This window comes from Congregibacter sp. (assembly GCF_047617445.1).
Classification (GTDB): Bacteria; Pseudomonadota; Gammaproteobacteria; order Pseudomonadales; family Halieaceae; genus Congregibacter.
Map to the genome: position 1 here is coordinate 18,567 of NZ_JBLGBE010000031.1, position 16,402 is coordinate 34,968.

At 57.5% G+C, this 16,402-nt stretch carries 15 protein-coding genes and 1 tRNA gene; 6 read left to right on the forward strand and 10 right to left on the reverse strand.

Features of this window, described 5'->3' with window-relative positions; translation table 11 throughout:
* Positions 1-2: 2 nt before the first annotated feature.
* Positions 3-1,265, reverse strand: coding sequence for a sialidase family protein (locus tag ACI9KD_RS09230; protein ID WP_414980878.1), 1,263 nt, complete (start codon positions 1,263-1,265; stop codon positions 3-5).
* A 238-nt stretch (positions 1,266-1,503) separates the two neighbouring features.
* Between ACI9KD_RS09230 and ACI9KD_RS09235 the strand changes: the two genes are divergently transcribed.
* A complete protein-coding gene (locus tag ACI9KD_RS09235) occupies positions 1,504-1,794 on the forward strand; it encodes a 4a-hydroxytetrahydrobiopterin dehydratase (protein WP_414980879.1) in 291 nt (96 codons plus the stop codon).
* A 503-nt stretch (positions 1,795-2,297) separates the two neighbouring features.
* Here the strand turns inward: ACI9KD_RS09235 and ACI9KD_RS09240 are convergent.
* From ACI9KD_RS09240 to ACI9KD_RS09255, 4 genes are all read right to left on the reverse strand, one after another.
* Positions 2,298-3,359 (reverse strand): MJ1255/VC2487 family glycosyltransferase, encoded by a 1,062-nt coding sequence (locus ACI9KD_RS09240; RefSeq protein ID WP_414980880.1) that lies wholly within the window; start codon positions 3,357-3,359, stop codon positions 2,298-2,300.
* Positions 3,360-3,387: 28 nt separating this feature from the next.
* Positions 3,388-3,894, reverse strand: coding sequence for a phosphatase PAP2 family protein (locus ACI9KD_RS09245; RefSeq protein WP_414980881.1), 507 nt, complete (start codon positions 3,892-3,894; stop codon positions 3,388-3,390).
* A gap of 130 nt (positions 3,895-4,024) precedes the next feature.
* A complete protein-coding gene (locus ACI9KD_RS09250) occupies positions 4,025-4,519 on the reverse strand; it encodes an arsenate reductase ArsC (RefSeq protein ID WP_414980882.1) in 495 nt (164 codons plus the stop codon).
* Complete coding sequence (locus tag ACI9KD_RS09255) at positions 4,519-5,910, reverse strand: Na/Pi symporter (RefSeq protein ID WP_414980883.1); 1,392 nt, start codon at positions 5,908-5,910, stop codon at positions 4,519-4,521. The genes ACI9KD_RS09250 and ACI9KD_RS09255 overlap by 1 nt, the downstream gene beginning before the upstream one ends.
* 179 nt (positions 5,911-6,089) lie before the next feature.
* On the opposite strand from ACI9KD_RS09255, the gene ACI9KD_RS09260 reads away from it, so the two are divergent.
* The 3 genes from ACI9KD_RS09260 to ACI9KD_RS09270 are packed head-to-tail and all read left to right on the forward strand — an operon-like array spanning position 6,090 to position 9,120.
* Positions 6,090-7,253, forward strand: coding sequence for a sulfotransferase (locus ACI9KD_RS09260; protein WP_414980884.1), 1,164 nt, complete (start codon positions 6,090-6,092; stop codon positions 7,251-7,253).
* Positions 7,250-8,398: a glycosyltransferase gene (locus tag ACI9KD_RS09265; RefSeq protein WP_414980885.1), complete on the forward strand. Its 1,149-nt coding sequence runs from the start codon at positions 7,250-7,252 to the stop codon at positions 8,396-8,398. The genes ACI9KD_RS09260 and ACI9KD_RS09265 overlap by 4 nt, the downstream gene beginning before the upstream one ends.
* Positions 8,395-9,120 (forward strand): polysaccharide deacetylase family protein, encoded by a 726-nt coding sequence (locus ACI9KD_RS09270; protein ID WP_414980886.1) that lies wholly within the window; start codon positions 8,395-8,397, stop codon positions 9,118-9,120. The genes ACI9KD_RS09265 and ACI9KD_RS09270 overlap by 4 nt, the downstream gene beginning before the upstream one ends.
* Here the strand turns inward: ACI9KD_RS09270 and ACI9KD_RS09275 are convergent.
* From ACI9KD_RS09275 to ACI9KD_RS09285, 3 genes are read right to left on the reverse strand one after another with little or no spacing between them, the layout of a single operon-like run.
* Positions 9,102-9,899, reverse strand: coding sequence for a UDP-2,3-diacylglucosamine diphosphatase (locus ACI9KD_RS09275; protein WP_414980887.1), 798 nt, complete (start codon positions 9,897-9,899; stop codon positions 9,102-9,104). The genes ACI9KD_RS09270 and ACI9KD_RS09275 overlap by 19 nt on opposite strands.
* 43 nt (positions 9,900-9,942) lie before the next feature.
* Positions 9,943-11,658 carry a lysophospholipid acyltransferase family protein gene (locus ACI9KD_RS09280; protein ID WP_414980888.1) on the reverse strand — a complete coding sequence of 572 codons (1,716 nt, stop codon included), beginning with the start codon at positions 11,656-11,658 and terminating at the stop codon, positions 9,943-9,945.
* Positions 11,652-11,852, reverse strand: coding sequence for a hypothetical protein (locus tag ACI9KD_RS09285; protein WP_414980889.1), 201 nt, complete (start codon positions 11,850-11,852; stop codon positions 11,652-11,654). The genes ACI9KD_RS09280 and ACI9KD_RS09285 overlap by 7 nt, the downstream gene beginning before the upstream one ends.
* A 353-nt stretch (positions 11,853-12,205) precedes the next feature.
* Here ACI9KD_RS09285 and ACI9KD_RS09290 point away from each other — a divergent pair, with 353 nt between their 5' ends.
* Positions 12,206-14,017 (forward strand): choice-of-anchor I family protein, encoded by a 1,812-nt coding sequence (locus tag ACI9KD_RS09290; RefSeq protein WP_414980890.1) that lies wholly within the window; start codon positions 12,206-12,208, stop codon positions 14,015-14,017.
* 646 nt (positions 14,018-14,663) lie between these two features.
* On the opposite strand, the gene ACI9KD_RS09295 is transcribed toward ACI9KD_RS09290, so the two are convergent.
* Both ACI9KD_RS09295 and ACI9KD_RS09300 read right to left on the reverse strand, forming a co-directional pair.
* Positions 14,664-15,104, reverse strand: a complete 441-nt coding sequence (locus ACI9KD_RS09295; RefSeq protein WP_414980891.1) for a zincin-like metallopeptidase domain-containing protein — start codon at positions 15,102-15,104, stop codon at positions 14,664-14,666.
* Between the two features lie 777 nt (positions 15,105-15,881).
* A tRNA-Val gene (locus ACI9KD_RS09300) sits at positions 15,882-15,958 on the reverse strand.
* Between the two features lie 200 nt (positions 15,959-16,158).
* On the opposite strand from ACI9KD_RS09300, the gene ACI9KD_RS09305 reads away from it, so the two are divergent.
* Positions 16,159-16,402: hemerythrin domain-containing protein (locus ACI9KD_RS09305; RefSeq protein ID WP_414980892.1), on the forward strand; the 244-nt coding region annotated here is incomplete at its 3' end.

Below are 16,402 nucleotides of genomic sequence, written 5' to 3' on the forward strand. Positions count from 1 at the left end.
GGCTACTTGGACCTGACCGCGAACCTCCAGAACGTAAAACCCCAGCGGTCATCATGGATGTTCTGTATAGGCGACACCACAGCAAGATCTCCATTGGCTAAAAAAATCACGGGTATGTATTCCCCAGCGGGAGACAGCGATCTTTGCTCAGTGGTTTCGTTCCAGGCATCAGGAACAAAAGAAGGTGCTTTGAGAACTTCAACTCCCCTAGCGTTGGGCCCGCGATTTAGCTGGGCAAGGTGCGCTGAAAGACCTTGTGGATTCTTCACGAACCATGTCGCCGCAAGTTTGTTACTGCCGTTGCTCGTAAGAAAGGGGTAAAACGCCGTGCCATCGGTAGTGGAGATGGTGCTGATTGACCAGGTTGCGCCCAAATCGTCAGAAACCCCGTAATTTAAGGCTGAGCCGTCGCTCCAGACATGATGCAGGTAACCATCTTCTGTCCACGCGAGAGGCTCAACCCAGCGTGGGACAGCGGAAGCATCTGTGAGTGTTGGATCCCATTCAATGGGAGCCGGTATAGCTTGTGGAGTCCAGGTCACTCCGTCATCAGAGCTGACTAGCAGGAAGTCTGCTTCGGCATCGAAAGTGTTGGCAGAGGCGCCAATAGGCGAAACGCGAACTGCGAGTCTGCCAGCTGGTCCCACGGCTAAATGGCTCGAACCACCGCTTTTGGCGATCGCTATGGGTGTACTCCAAGTGACGCCATGATCGCTGCTTTGCGTGTAGCTCACGCCGGCGCTGCCGTTCCAGATAGCGTGCGCTACGCCGTTTCCGCCGGCGGCGACCCAGGGTCTATCATCGAGGCGGTTTTGCGATAGAAACTGCCATCGCCACGTTTCCCCAAGATCGGTACTGACGCCCATCGCGACATGGGTTCCTTCTCGAGTATCTCGGTCGAAGCCCATAGAGGTGATATATAGCGTGCCATCGGGTGCCACACTCATGTCGACATCCGAATTGCCCTGCGCTCCGTCAGAAGAGGAACCAAGGTCCGCGCGAATCCAGCTGCGCCCATCATCTTCACTGAGCCACAGCAGCGGCGGCACAGTCCAGTCTCTGCCGGTAACTTGAGAGGGGTACCCTGATACAAACAAAGAGCCACTTGGATGCTGAACAATCATTGGTTCACGAGCGAGGGTATCGATGTGATCCACACGTGACTGCAGTTCCAGTGCTTCGGGTTGCGAAGCCACCTCGGCAAAGGCAATGTAGCTGAACACCATGCCTATGGTCAGTAAACATGCTAGATTCCGGTTTGTCATACTGATGCTCCGCGTAGTTCTAGATCGGGTTCTAGCCCTATTTTGCACCAAGGATATCGGCGCTTTTAGACGATAACACGCCTACATATCGCCCAATGGATAAACGAATTACGTCTTAAGCCTCATGAACATGAGTTTCTTAACGCTGCGATCCCAATCGATCGCCACCTAATTCAACGTCAATAAATGTTGAATGGTGCCGCTAACCGGGTGGTGGCTTTAATTCATAGGAGCAACAATGAGTACCGAGTTAACTGACGCAGGACGCAACGCATTGGCCTCTGCTGGCTGGGAGGTGGCAGATGCGCATGCCAAAAAAACCTATAAGTTCCGTAATTTCGTCGAGGCTTTTGGCTGGATGACATCGGTTGCGATTGTTGCAGAGAAACTTAACCACCACCCAGAATGGTTCAACGTTTACAGGACGGTTGATGTGACGCTGACGACCCATGATACCGGCGGCCTCAGTGAACTCGATCTGAGATTGGCTGAGCGTATGGACGCGCTAGCAAGTTCAGAAGGTGGCTAGAGCTGGGATGTCTCATGCCCGCCCCGGAAACAGCCCCACACAACCCTCATCCTTAAACCGTTGAATCTGAGGCTCCACAAACTCTTAACGCTCATTTTTGACTTGGTGCCAATCAATCCGCTGCACCACTCTTGTCCATTCCGAAAGATAGAGATTCAGGACGGAATCGCGCTGACTGACCTGTGCCTGAAAGAACAGGAAACACCGACTCAGCCGTTGCTGATAACACCGACCTGAGCGCCACCTGAGCCATCCCACATAGAGCGGGCAAGGCTCTTGCCGCTTTTCGCTCGAAAGGATTTCAGTCTGAAGGATTCAACTAGGGGGAAGCCATTGAAAACTGCATGGCATGAGCTGTTGCATGCATCCTCTCAGGAATGAACCGATTTGAATCGCGTGCTCAGTGCCACGAAAACAAATTTAGGGGCAATAGCCTGAAACCACGGCAAATCAGCAGGTCTTATCGACAGGATCAGCGAGAGCGTCCTAATCTTAATATGGCGTTAATCAGTCTGTGCTTGGGGCTCGAAGAAAACGTCAACCTGCCGCCACAGATTGTCAGACAAGGCATGGAGCGCGAGTTCCCCGAAATCCCCGGCCTCCAGCCAACGCGCGATGGCCTTTGCCACGTCGGGAAATTTCATGCGCGGCACTGGTGATTTGTGCTCTAACCAGTCCCGAATTGTTGCGGCATCCAGCTCCTCCACAGCAGCCCCGTAACCGAGCTGGCGCAGGGCGAGGGCATTTGAAGCCTGCTCCATCTGGCGCCCCTGAGGTTTTACCAACAGGCGCTTACCCAGCGACAGACATTCGCTGGGCAGCTCAAAGCCGGCATTACAAATCACCGCCTCACAATCGTGAAGATCCGTCCGAAAGCCCGTCAACGACGTCGGACGCATATGTAGATTACCCATGGTGCGGTGCACAGAGCCAGGGGCATAAATATAGAACTCGAAGTCCGTGAGCTGCGACAGCAGTTCGTGGACCTTCTCCTGAGATTCAAAGGGCAGGTAGACGAGTACCTTACGGTCCTCCTTGATTACCGGACCCGGAGCCTCATAGAGCAGCGGTGGCAGGATCGGTGCGTCATACTTATCCCAGTGCATTCCAACTCGCACGCTGCCCGGCGCGAACAGCTTCAAGACCAGAGAGGTTCGAAGGTCGCGATTTGCCACCGGGACTGGGTGATCAAAGGCGGGCTGATGCCCCATGCTGATAACCGTCTTGCGACGGAGGCGCCCGGCCCAGGCGGTTACGGGTTCGAAATCCGTGATCACATAGTCGTAGGAACTCAGATCAAGGGAAAACACGTCCCGAAAAAAATGCCAGTAGTTGTTCCCCAGGACCGTGCGCAGATAATCGACGCGACCCTCAGTATTCGCGAAGGTCATGCCCTGGCGGACGCGATAGCCTCCAAAGCACGTCATATCGAAGAAGCGGTCCGCAGGTCGTCCGCTGAACAGAAAATCCACATCAAGATCGCTGCCCTCGAAGGCGGCGGCCATGGCGCGGGCACGACTCAAATGGCCGTTACCTGTGCCCTGTACCCCATACAACACTTTCATAAGCGGGTTCGGTCGAGTCTGTGTGTACTTAGCAGAACGGAGTGGCCGTGGTAAATGCGATGCTGCTGCCAAGTACTGCGCCCATCACAGTATCGGTTGGGAAATGAACACCGAGATACACCCGTGACATCGCAACCGCCATGGCCCATGGATAAACGAGTACGAGGGCGGGACCAAAATGAAAGACCAGCAGCGTTACGAAGAGAAACGCCGCAGACGTGTGACCGGATGGAAAACTGAATTCGTCGGACGCGATGATGTGACTTTTGAAACCAGGCAGGGCCTCGGCCGGCCGCTTGCGCTTGAGGCTGTTTTTCATGACCCAGTAGACGACCCGCTCAATCGCGAAGGCCAAAAGCGTGTGGGGTAAAAACACGCTGTCCGTTCCCACCGCGAGAACCACAAACCCACTGATCAGTACGTACAGATAGCCATCGGCCGTGTACGAAATGATACGGGAATGGAGAGCGAGCCAGCTCTGGGACTGCTGGAGGAGAAGCAGCCATCGCCGATCGAAATCCTGAATGTTTTCCATTACGCGCATGAAGCAAACTGTAGAGCTGTCATGTGACGAAAAAGTGACCTGCAAGGGGTCCTATGTGAATTTTTTGTGAAGCTTGGCCAGAGACTCAGGTACCACTTTAAGAAAGCGACGCTTGCTGCTTCTACTGGGCAATGTGAAGCAAAGCATCGCGCAATGCATCGCCCGTCTCCAGCTCACGGAAATCCAGTTCGAGCAGGCGCCGGAGTCTTTCCTCGATGGTCGTGATAACGGCGTCAAAGGCCGTCGCCTGGTCATTGCTGCTGCTCTCGACGCGGGAAGGATCCGCAAGGCCCCAGTGGACTTTGACGCTCTTCCCAAACCATACCGGGCACTGCTCACCCGCTGCGCTGTCGCAAACGGTGATAACCGCGTCCGGCGACACATCTTCGTAGGCATCCCAGGATTCGCTGCGCAGTTCCCACGTATCGATGCCGCGTTTTTGCAACTGCCGCAGGGTCTCGGGATGCACGACTCCGCTGGGCTGACTGCCAGCACTGAACGCAGCAATCCGGCCCCGGGACAGGTGCCTTGCCAGTGCCTCGCACAACACGCTTCGGCAACGGTTATGCGTGCATATAAAGAGCAGGGTCAACGTGGGTTCTTGCGCGTTCATCATTACTTCTGCCTACTCAGCAACTGTTCGTCGATCACCTCGAGCAAGGTCTCCCTACCGTCGTCTCCCGATGTTGATGCCCTAGTCTCGACGGCGTCAACAACGCACTCGATGGAAGCAGGGGCTAGCACTGTGCTGCGGGGGTCCGGTTCCGTCATCGCCTGGGGGATTACAGAGCACGGCGTGCGCAGCAGCATCTGACCCGATAACACTGCGCCGGGCAGGGCAAAGAAGATGACGCCCAGGTAGGCGAGAGCCCAACTGCGGCGTCGCTCCACCAAGTCTCCGAGCATGGCGGCCGCTTGCAACGGTAGCTCCCGCAACCACGGAATGCTCATGAACAGGATAACGCCGGCCACATTGTAAAGGAGGTGCACAAGGGCAATTTCCAGGGCGAATATGGCATTAACCCCGCTGGCCGCCAACGCGGCGAGAAGTGCGGTGATGCATGTACCTATATTGGCACCAAGCGTGAAAGGATAAATCTGTCGCGTTGTAAGGACGCCCTCTCCCGCCAGCGGCACCACGAGGCTGGTCGTCGTCGATGAAGATTGCACAAGCACGGTCACGATAGTCCCAGAGGCGATGCTTCTCAGCGGACCACGGCCTATGGCAGCGGTGATAATGCCTCTGGCACGACCCGTCATCGAGCGTCGCAACACGGCACCGAGCAACAGTACGGCGCCGATAACCAGAGCCACGCCGATGACGATAGTGAGCGTGGCGCCGCTGTGCCCGGGCAGATCTGCCAGCTCCGCCATCAGGATTTTTGCCGGAAGCTGCGTTGCCGCAGAGATGGGATCCACATCGGAAAAGCTGACGCCTGCGATACTATTCAATGAACTGGCCAGCCAGTGCGCACTGCGCTCCAGAGGATGAAACAACACCTCAAGGGGCAGAAAAATCGCGACCGCGAATAGATTAAATAAGTCGTGAACCGTGGCTGCCTCAAAGGACTGGCGAAACGCAAGGCGGTGCCGCAGATGCCCGAGACTGACGATCGTATTGGTGATGGTAGTCCCGATATTCGCACCCATGATCATCGGTATCGCAACTGACACCGGGACGCCCCCCGCCACGAGACCGACGATCACCGAAGACACAGTGCTTGAGGACTGAATCAGGGCCGTGGCCAAGATTCCCAGGATCACGCCCACCAGAGGGTTACTGGCAAAGCGGAAAATCTCTGCCGCACCCTCGGCGCCACCGGATATCCATTTGAAGCCACCGCCGATACTGGCGACACCCACCAGTAGCAGATAAACTAGGCTCAGTACGACAAACCAGCGCAGAGAAGCCCAACCCCACTGCGCCTCCGGTTTTTCTTCGTCAGACACAAACGATTCCCAGACAACATCAGAGCATGGAGTCTCCGTGAGCACTGTGACAGGCATGTTGCGGTTCTATGAAGTACCGTCGGAATTCCCGGTGACCGGTCATATAAAGTTCACTAACAGAGCCCTAACGGTAAAACCACTGTCACATTCCAGACCTATAGTCGCGGCATGTCCGTCCCCTACAACCGTCCCCGCGCGAGTGTCCGTATGCAAGAGACCCGGCGACCGTTGAGGCAATGGCATTCCTGGAACACGGGCGTGGAAACGGCCTGATGCGGCTGTTTTTAGAGGCCATGGCAATCTACAGCCGGGCGTGGCTCGGCGCGTTCCAGCGGACGCAAAGACCTGCTGCCCCCCTTACACCAAGGCGCATCGCACTGTTGCTGGTGTTTCCCCTGTTTATGGCCGTGCAGCTGCTGCACTGGGCGTGTCTGGCCCTCGATCACGTCTTTTTTCCGGCCTTTCGTCGCCAGCCGATACGGCAGCCCGTATTTGTGCTCGGCGTACCGCGCAGCGGCACGACGTTTCTGCACCGGGCCCTCGCCAACGACGCAGCTTTCACCACGACAACCACCTGGGAGCTTCTTCTTGCCCCATCGCTGTGTCAGCGCTACCTGATCCGCACCCTCATTGCCTTCGACAAGCGCCTGGGAGCACCTCTCGCGCACATGCTGCGTTGGTTGGTGAAGCGCGGCGGTCGGAACCTGGAGGCTATTCACGCAGTTAGCCTTGACGCAGCCGAGGAGGACTACTTGGCCCTGCTTCCCGCCGCCGGCTGCTTTTTCGCCTCCCTTGCCTTCCCCGCTTCGACACCCCTCGCGGCCCTTGGTGATTTCAGCACCTTGTTCGAGGGTCGCCGCGGGCGGTTGATTGACCACTACCACGCTCTCATGCAGCGCCATGTCTATGCCCATGGTGGACGGCAGTTGCTGTCCAAGAACGCCGCGTTTGCCAGCTGGGCCGACGCGCTGCAAGCGCGATATCCCGACGCCATCATGGTCCTGTGTATTCGCGAACCCCTGCACGCCATATCCTCGCAGCTATCTTCCTTGCAACCAGCGAGGTTGTTCTTCGGCACGGACCCTAAGGGTGAGGAACTGCCGCGCCTGTTCCGGCACTACTACGCGCGCTGGTTCATGGATCTCGAGCTCTTCGCACGCCATAGCCAATCGTTAGTGATTGATCAGGAGTGGATGGCCCGGCACAGCGATAGGGCCCTCGATCAAATCTATCTTCGCCTCGGACGGGAAAGGCCGGAAAACGTCGGCGAGTCGTCCACCGCCACTGCGCCGCCGCACCGCCACGATCCCGGCCGCTATCACCTTGAGGGCGAATCCCTGGACGCCACCCTCTGGGAAGCCTATTCCTCCCTGAGCCGCCAGGCGCTGATGCAGCGATGAGTGCCCTGCAGCAACCCCTGGATAGCGCCGTGGCGCCTCCCGACACAGCTTTACGGATAGCGTTCTTTTCCGACGCCTTCCCCGAACGCAACGGCACCGGCGCTTATTACCATGATCTGCTGCCGCAGCTTGCGCCGCGCGTGGAAGCCATAGAAGTCTTCCAGCCCGGTGCGGGAGTCGCGGCACCGCGTGTGAGCATCCCCATGCCCGGCGACCCCGGGCAGCGTCTTGTTGCACCGCCCATCCGAAACATTCGCCGACGCTGCGATGCGCTACGCCCGCATATCGTGGTCGCCGTGACACCTGGGCTCTACGGGCTTCTCGGCGCCTGGGAGGCGCGCCGCCACAACGCAGTTCTTATCAGCGCTTTCCACACGGATTTTGAACAGCTTGCCCGCATGTACTGGCCGAACCCCATTTTCCGTTCGCTGGTCAACCTAGTGGTCGGTACTGCCAACCGGCTCCTCTGCCGACGCAGTCGCTGCGTGCTTATCAACAACGCTGACCTTGAGAGCCAGGTCCGCCGACTCGGCGCGCGGGACATTGAAGTGATCGGTACACCCCTGTCCCGCGAGTTTCTGGACACGACACCACCGCGTATTCCCGAGAAGCTGCGCCGCGTCTGTTTTGCAGGGCGTCTGGCGCCGGAGAAAAACGTGGAACAGATCATCAGCGCGGCACGGTCCCTGCCGCAGCTGGAATTTGTCATCTGCGGCGAAGGCCCCCTGCGCAGTGTGCTCGAAGCTCAGGCGGCGGGCATTGGCAACATCCGCTTTACCGGCTGGCTTGATCGCGCCACTCTGGTCAAGACTCTCGACGACGCCAGTCTGCTGCTGCTTCCATCAACCTTCGAAACCTTCGGCTCCATTGCCCTGGAAGCCATGGCCCGCGGCAGGCCTGCGCTGGTGTCCGCCACGGCCGGGATCCACAGCTGGCCAACGCTGCGACCCGGCATGTTCTCCATGGTTGGACCAGAAGCTGTCACGGGGCAGCTCCAGACCCTCCTCGAACTGACGCCGGAAGACTGGCAGGAAAAGTCTTCCAGCGCGCGGGAAGTCGCCCTGACCCTCAATCAGCAGACCGTGGATCACTGGCTGACCCTGCTGCACAAGCAATTGGCATCATGGGGCCTGGCACGGGCATGACGGACGCACCCCCGGCCCTACTATCGGTCCACGACGTCATGCCGGAAACCCTCGAGCAGACGGAAAGCATCCTGCAACGTGTGGCGGCCCACGGCTGGAGTCCACCGGCGCTGCTGGTTGTCCCCGGACGGGACTGGAGTCCTGTAAAAATCGCGCGCGTACGTCAGTGGCAGCGCGACGGCTGCGAGCTCCTCGCCCATGGGTGGCATCATGAAACGCGACCCAGCCGGCTCTGGCACCGGGTGCATGCAGCGCTTCTGTCACGCAACGTCGCGGAGCACCTCGCGTTGGACTGCCACGGTATAGGAGACCTTATGCGCCGGGCCCGGGACTGGTTCGGCGAGGCAGGGTTGAACACGCCGACGGCTTACGTACCGCCCGCCTGGGCCCTGGGCATGGGCACTCAGCATCTTCCCGCTCTGCCCTACGACTGCGTTGAAACGCTGGGCGGCGTGCACCTGCGCGGCACCGATGGCCGCTGGCTGTTCCGCCGCCTACCTCTCGTCGGCTTCGAAGCGGATACCCGATTCCGCGCCGGCTTCCTGCACACCATGAACCGGCTCCGGTGTGGCTACGGACGCCGGCGAGGGCTGCCCGTGCGCATCGGCATCCATCCCCGGGACCCGGAGCTGCTCCTCGCCGACTGCCTGGAAAACCTGCTGCGCCAGGACTGGACCGGGTTACGCTACGCGGATCTGCAAGCTCAGGCGGCCTGCGGGTAGACCAGTTCGAGCGACGGTGACCGCAGATCAAGACCACTGATGAGCCGCAGCTCGCCACTGAAGTCCTCGATAAGGGCCGTACAGTTCTCGACCCAGTCACCGTCGTTGCAATACAGCACATCGTCGAACTGTTCCACCGTAGGATAGTGGAGGTGTCCGCATATGATGCCGTCTAGCCCCATGTCACGAACCATATTTACCGCCGCGTGCTGATAGGCGGTTATTGCCGCCTCGGCCTGGGAAACATTCACCTTGACCCATTTCGCCAGAGACCAGTAGGGCCTGCCCGCAGACTCCCGAAGCTGGTTGATGCACCGATTCACCCACATCAACAGCTCGTAGGCTATGTCTCCGATAAAACGGTTCAGGCGGCTGTAGCGCACGGCGTAGTCCAGCTCGTCGCCGTGACTCACGAGCATACGCTTGCCCAGGCCGGTCTCGTGAATCTCGTGTTCGCGGATGCGGATATTGCCAAAGTCGGCACCACAAAATTCGCGGAAGCTTGCATCGTGATTGCCCGGAATGTACACCACCTCCGTATGGCCGCGGGAGATTTCCATAATCTTACGCAGAACCTTAGTGTGCGACTCGGGCCAGTGCACCCGTTTTGTCATAGCCCACACGTCTACGATATCGCCGACTAGGTAGAGTTTCTGGCACTCGATCCGTTCCAGGAGGTCGAGGAGCGGTTCAGCTTTGCAGTGCACGCTGCCGAGGTGAACGTCAGATATCCAGAGGGTGCGACAGCATACGGGGCCGTCCGGGGTGAAAGCTTGCATCGCGAGATCTCCTAAAGCCAGGATTTGATATCCGTACCCGGATCTATGCCAGGTAACGTTGCCGCTTGCGCGGCGTCAGCTTGTGAAGATCGGCGATGACGAAGCTGTCAACGCAATCACCGAAGTCGCGGTCGACGTTGAACGCCGTGAACGCGACACCATCCGGCGACGTGGCTTGCGAGTAGTGTTTATAGAGGGTGGGTAGCGGCAGCCCTGCCGCAGCGAGGCTCTGACGCAGGCATTTGAAGTCTTCATCGGCATCGACGCCGGTAAATTCCGCGCGCAGGGTGGCGTCGATCTCATCCGGTATCACAAAGGGCGTGCGGGGCGTAACGTCCAAATCTGCACCACTGTAGTGACAACCGAAGTAGTAAACGAGGCGCGCCGTGGACTGGGTGCCATAGAAACGACTGATGGACGCGGGACCGAACAGGTAGCGAATATGCGGATTGGCCTTGATATAAGCTCCGATGCCAAACCACAGATAATCGAGGCTGTGGCGCGTCTGATAGCGAGGTTGCACAAAGCTGCGGCCCATCTCAAGGCCCTGGGAGATTTTTGACAAAACCGCCGGGCCGTAGTCAAACAACGTGTGCGAGTAGAGACCCTGGACGCCCTGCTGTGCAATAACGCGCCCCGCATCGACGAGGCGATAGGCACCGACGATCTCCATGTCGTGATCGTCCCAAAGCACCAGCTGTTCATAGTGGCGATCAAATCGGTCTATGTCCCGGGGCTGGCCACAGCCCTCGCCCACGGTGCGAAAAGTCATCTCGCGAAGGCGGCCGATCTCACGCATGACACAGGGGGCGCTGTCCATGCGGCACAGGAAGATCCCCTTGCCATCGCGGGTGTCACCCAGGCGCTGAGCCGCCGCAAGTTCCTGACGCAGGAGCACGCGGTTCTCTGCGGCTGCCACAGTTTCGACGGAGCGGAAGATGGGCCGACCGCGCGTGCCCAGCCGGTACACGTGCTTGCGGAACATGCGGGCCAGCTGCCGGGCCGAAAATCCGTTCGCCGAATAAACATCGTAGGGGACGGGCCGACCGATACGCGCATCGATGGTATTGTGGCTTTGCTTGAACATCTCCCGCACCAGCCAGATCGTCGACAGGGGTTTGGCCAGGGCCGAGAGGCTGTAGAAGAACAGAGAGTTCCTGCCGGCCACGTAGACCGGAAGGATCGGTGATTGGGTACTGCGAGCAAGCTTCACAAACCCGCTCTGCCACTCGCAGTCGCGTACGCCCTTGGCGCCGAGGCGCGACACCTCTCCGGCGGGGAAGATGATCAGTGCGCCCTCGCCCTGTAGGTGCGCCTTGATGGCACGCAGCGCGTCCCGCGCGGTGCCACTGCCTGCGCCCATGTTGATCACGGGAAGCAGTACGGGAAGCAAGGGACCGATGGCCGTTAGCAAGTCATTGGCAACAACCTTTACGTCCGGGCGAACGCTGCGCACCAGATTGAGAAGCGCAAGACCGTCCAAGGAACCGATGGGATGGTTGGCGGCGATGACCACGCTGCCCGAAGAAGGTATGCGTGCGCGCTCCGACTCCGTTAATCGCAGGTCGAAATTAAAATAACGTAGTACTTGATCGATAAATTCGAAGCCCTGGAGGTGCGGGTACTGTTTTGAGAAATTCTGAAATCGCGTTTCGTAGAAGAGAAAGCCCAGGAATCGGCTCAGGGTCTGCGCCGTGCGACGATGACGTTCAAAGAAATCCGGATAGCGTGTTTCGAGCGTGCGCTGTACGTTCAGCATGGCGTTTCAGTCATCAGCTGAAAAGCGTCGCTGTCGCCGCGCCACGTACTCCCGCGATAGCGGCCGCGCTCGCTATCCGGACCGTCGAGGACCGTGATGCTGCCGCCATTCTCCAGAAACCGCCGGACCTCTTCCTCTATTGAATTGCGCAGACGTTGCTTTTCCAAACCGTTGACATTGATGTGCTTATACATAAACGAGTCCTCGAGCCTGGTGCGCAGCTTAGGGGCCGTCTATTGCAGAACATCGTTAGTCACATGAATTTTTTGTGATCTCGAAAAAATCTGGCAGTTCACTCAGTGATAGGTTTCTCGTGTCATTGGCGATCACGCCTGAGACGGACTAGCCGCGTCCTTGAATTCAGGACTCTATTCCTAATACTCATACGCCCTTCTATTGCGGGGCTCAGGGGCAGTACCTGGCACTCAACAACACGTCACAAATCCTTCAAAAAAACTTCACCGAAGATTCACTTTCCCTAAATCTATCCGTCACATACCGCCTCCAACATAAGCGACTTCGATTACACTTTTTAAAAGGACTCGCAATGACTCTGCACAAGCTGCTTGCCGCGATGGGTACCATCACTATGATTTTAGGTCTCGCCGCGTGTGATGGCGATGATGGGAGAGACGGCGCTGACGGCATGGATGGCGCTCCTAGTGTGGATGGTGCGCCCGGCGCTAATGGTGAGAATGCGGGTGCTTCGATTGCGCTTTCCTTTCTTGGTAGAACGCCAGCAATACCGAACAACTTCGATGAATCCGCGGCAGAGATTGTGGCCTACGATCCGTTGACGTCGAGCGCATTCATCGTAAATTCCAGCAGCGGGACCATCGACATCGTGGATCTTAGTGCGCCGAGCTTACCGACGATCACAGGCTCCATCGATGTCGCTGCAGACGTAGAAGCGGCCGTCGCCGGTGTCGACATGGGTGACGTCAACGGCGTGGCGGTTTCGGGAAACAACATAGCTGTCGCAGTAGCAGCCGACACAATTCAGTCCAACGGCTATATTGCTTTTTATCAAACGGACGGCACATTCCTATCGGCGGTCGAGGTGGGCGCACTACCTGATATGGTGGGCTTCACGCCTGATGGAAACTACGTGCTGAACGCTAATGAGGGAGAGCCAAATGGCGACTACAGCGTAGACCCGGAAGGCAGCGTCTCGGTGATTGATGTGTCCGGTGGCTTTACCGGTCTAACAGCGCAAATTGCCGGCTTCTCGGAGTTTAACGCCGGCGGATCCAAATCATTAACAGGGCCTGTGCGGGTTGCAGCCAAGGCCTCGAGCGTTGCAGCAGATATGGAACCTGAGTACATCGCTTTCTCACCGGATTCCACATTGGCATTTGTAGTTATGCAAGAGAATAACTCTGTCGCCGTTATTGACGTAGCGGAGGCTGAAGTACTCTCCATCACCGGGATCGGCTTTAAGAACTACGGCATCCCTGGGAATGAGATTGATGCCAGTAACCGGGACGGTGGCGTTAATATAAAAAGTTGGAGCGTTTTTGGCGCATACATGCCTGATGCGATCGATACCTACGAGATCAACGGTTCGCTTTACCTTATCACCGCCAACGAAGGTGACGGTCGAGAGTATCTAACGGACGAAGATGACGCAGTGGCATGCACAGCTGCCGGTGGCTTCGATTTCGATGACGGCGACTGCTTTCACTATCTCGATGAGATCCGCATCGGTGACATCGCGGACACAGGCGCCACGTTCGCCCCCAACCTGGTGACCCGACTGGGTAATGACTTCGAAGACGATGCAAACCTGGGTAGACTGAAGGTCATTACAGATCTAGGTGTCACAGGCACCTGCGCTAGCCTGGCAACCACTGGACAACCGGGCGCGGACTGTGCGTACGAGAACCTGTATAGCTTCGGCGCACGGTCGTTCACTATCTGGGATGTCGCCACGCTTCGCCCAGTATTCGATAGCGGTAATGACTTCGAAGTGATTACCGCAAACCAGCTGGGTGAAAGCTTCAATGCCAGCAACGACGACAACGAAGGCGACGACCGGTCGGACGACAAAGGCCCAGAACCGGAGGCCGTGGAGATTGCCGAGATCGACGGAAACTTCTACGCGTTCATCGGCCTTGAACGCGTGGGCGGGGTAATGGTCTACAACGTTAGCAATCCGAATGCGGCGAGCTTCGTTCAATACATCAACATGCGCGACTTCTCCCTCGACGCAGAAGATGACATCGAGACCGTTGGTGACCTTGGGCCGGAAGACATAAAGTTCATTCCTGCATCTGACAGCCCCTCAGGCGAGGCGCTGCTGCTTGTGAGCAACGAGGTATCCGGAACGCTGGCAGTTTTCTCGGTCGCAATGCTCTGATCTAAGAAATATCGTTCATCCCACCTGACTGAATTAGGTCGATCAGGACGGATGGCCTACCGAGGGCCGGGCGCTGCGCCTTTCCTTGGCGCGCCCAAACTTCGCGCACCATATCGCCGCCGCCTGACATTCCAGCTCGCTCGTCACGTGGGTCAATGTGACGAAAACTCATCACCTTGTTGTAAACACCTGTAACGGCGCGGCCCATTTGAACGGCGAGACGGGCGGCTTCAGAATCTGGCTTTTTGTGATTTCACCGCCACCGAGAGCGTTGTACGGCCATAGTCCCGCAACACTATCGCGCCTGTCCCAGTCGACCCCAGTCCGCAATACCAATCGCTTCAGTCTCCGACTCTGGGCCTCGGTGAGCGTAGGCGACTACACCTGCAGTGCCCTTATCCTGCCCCGCCGAGCGCCATACAAACACTTCGTCGCCGACAGTTATGTCTTGCGCATGCCGTCGTACAGACCAACTAATTTGCGATTCGGATTTAACTGCCTCGTCAATATATCCAGTAACGTCAAAGATGGTCGGATTACCCTGGAATTTAGAAATGCCAATGCTGTCCTCTTTTCGCTGATGCCGTGGGATGCATCACTACAGCGCACGCCACACCATATCGAACGATCCTCCCGTTGTGTCAACTCACAGACGGCGAAGATCGGTGATCCGCACCGCCTTCTGGGCTTGTGCTGCCGCAGTGAAGATCGCGCGCTTGTCGCACTTAAGGACCCTCAACCAGCTGGCGATGTATGGACTGTGCTGGAGCTGGCCGGGGATGCGGCAGTGAGCGCATAGGAACGCGGCGCTAAGCTCCGCGATCAGTTCTTCCACCGCGTAGGCTTCTGAGCCAAAGCGTCCCGCAAGGTCACGATCCAGACGGGGCTTGTGCCCTGTCCAGTGCGACAGCTCGTGGAGCGCCGGGGCGTAGTAGCCATCCGCCGTCGGGAACGACGACCGTTGTGGGAGATAGATACAGTCTCGGCTGGGCGTATAGAGCGCCTGAAACCCCTGGTGGCGAACATCGGCCTCCGACTGATCGATCACCTGCTCGGCTGATTCGTGAGGGTTCCACGGGATCGACAAAGAACACACCGGGGTAATAGGTGTTTCCGTCGATGTAGCCGATGAGACGCTTGGCAGCGCCCGTGGCGAGACTGTTTAGTAGCCCCGCGACCGTAGCGGCCATGAGGCCGCTGAACGTACCGAAGTGGAGTGCGTAGGTGAGATCAGACACGAACAGTCGCTCGTTTGGACTTATAGCTTTCGTCCCTGAACACCTCATTGCGGCCAGTCATTTCCTTCAGAATCCCGTTATTCTGTTGCAGCTACCGGCCACAAGTAGTCGTTCGATCGCACACGACTTTTTGAACAATATGCGGCATGTAACGTCTGATGTTTTGGCGAAAGGCCACTCTTTCTTGTTGAACCTCTTTCGAGTTTTGCAATCCCAAATAGTAGTTCGCTAGCCGACTCCGAATCTGTACATCCGGGATGGCGTTCGCGATGCCTACTGACAGTAACTCATCATAAGTAGCTCTTTGCGGGGTGTAGTTCCAGATTTTAGTTGCCTGATAGAGATCGACCAGAAATTCTTCGCCCATCACACGCGTACCCGGATTAAGCGCTTTAAGCGCTGCTTCACCGTGCGCTAGGGTTTGTTCATAGTAGGTAATCCGATGGTAGGACCAGGCGGATTGATCACAACAGGCTAGGGCCTGTTGTGCCCCCTTCGGGGCGGCGTCGCTACGCTCCTCCGTCTAAATTCCTCCTTTAGTCGGAATTTATCGAACCGGAGCCGCCCCCATCCAAACCTGCAACTCCAAAAACGCAAAACCCCGCCTGCGGCGGGGTTTGCATTTTTGGTAGGACCAGGCGGATTCGAACCGCCGACCTCTACCATGTCAAGGTAGCGCTCTAACCAACTGAGCTATGGTCCTAAAAGGCAGCGCGATTATACGGTTGGCGTAGCTGCGGCTCAAGCACTGTGTCTGAGTCCTACATTATAGGAGTCCGGGGCACTCCACGGTCTGTTTTACTTGAAATAGTGATTCTCATCAACTTAGACGCGTTTGCTTCTCGGCAGACGCCAGAATCGCTCTAAACTAGCTCAAGAGCAATAATTGAGCGGTACAGTGCTATCGAATCTTTTCACTGGGGCGAAGTCGATCAGCAGCACCACACGCTGGTAGACCTCATCAATGAGCTTGGCGATGCCATTTCATCGGACGTAGCTGATGCCACGGAAGTTCCATCGATCATCCAGCAGTTGTTTAGCTACACCAAGCACCACTCTGGGGAAGAGGAGCGCATGATGCGCGCCGCCGAGTTCGACCAACGGCATCAGGAAGCACATTTAAGTCGCCACAAAGTGTTTCTTGAAG